This window comes from Streptomyces sparsus, assembly GCF_054776295.1.
Window position 1 is genome coordinate 1 of the sequence record NZ_BAAHCA010001220.1, and the last position, 1206, is coordinate 1206.

The 1206-nt window shown below is 75.0% G+C and carries 1 protein-coding gene; it reads left to right on the plus strand.

All coding sequences use genetic code 11. The features are described from left to right. On the plus strand, window positions 1-1206 hold a 1206-nt coding region (locus tag ACYVE9_RS27520), incomplete at both ends, for a DUF7902 domain-containing protein (RefSeq protein WP_461030604.1).

The window sequence follows — 1206 nt, forward strand, 5'->3', positions numbered from 1 at the left end:
CCACCGTCGCCGACGCCGGACCGCTCGGCGAAGCCATCGCCGAGCACGCCGAGGGCCTGCGGACCGTCACCGACGTCGTCGGCGGCCAGGACATCACCGACGCCACCGTCCGCACCGACCTGCTGGAGCGCATCGGTGAGGTCATGGGCGCCGTCAACCGGGCCCGCGCGGTGCTGGACGGCCGCCGCCGCGAACTGCTCGAACGGGAGGGCCGCGCCGAGTTCGCCGCCGAGTTCACCCTGCTCGGCCAGGCCGTCGCCGGAGCGCTCGCCGCCTCCGGCACGCCCGAGGAGTGCGACGAGCAGCTCGGTCGGCTGCTGCTGCAACTGGAGAACCTGGAGTCGCGGTTCGGCACCTTCGACGACTACCTGGCCCGCCTCACCGAGCAGCGCGAGGAGATCTACGAGACCTTCTCGGCGCGCAAGCAGTCCCAGCTCGACGAACGCGCCCGGCACGCCGAGCGGCTCGCCGAGTCCGCCGACCGCGTCCTGGCCACCGTGACCCGCCGGTCCGCCGCGCTGGGCACCCTCGACGAGGTCAACGCCTACTTCGCCACCGACCCGCTGGTCGCCAGGGTGCGCGGCACCGCCGAGGAGCTGAAGTCACTCGGTGACACCGTGCGCTCCGGCGAGCTCGACGGCCGGCTCAAGGCCGCCCGCCAGGAGGCTGCCAGGACGCTGCGCGACCGCGCCGACCTGTACGACGCCGAGGGCACCGTGCGCTTCGGCCGGCACCGGTTCGCCGTCAACACCCAGCCCATCGACCTGACCCTGGTCCCGCAGGACGGCGGGCTCGCCTTCGCCGTGACCGGCACCGACTACCGGGCACCGGTACGCGACGGCGTGTTCGACGGCACCCGCGAGTTCTGGGACCAGCCGCTCGTCTCGGAGTCACCCGACGTCTACCGCGCCGAGCACCTGGCGGCGACGGTGCTCGCCACCACCGGCACCGAGGCGCTGCGCGCCGCCGCCGCGACCGACGACGGCCTCACCGCGCTGGTCCGGGCCCGCGCCGAGGCCGCCTACGACGAGGGCTACGACCGCGGCGTGCACGACCACGACGCGGTGGTCGTCCTGCGGACCGTGCTGGCCCTGCACCAGGACGCGGACCTGCTGCGCTGGACCCCGGACGTGCGGGCCGCGGCCCAGCTGTTCTGGGCGTACGGCACCCAGGAGCCGGAGCGCGCCGCCTGGACCACCCGGGCCC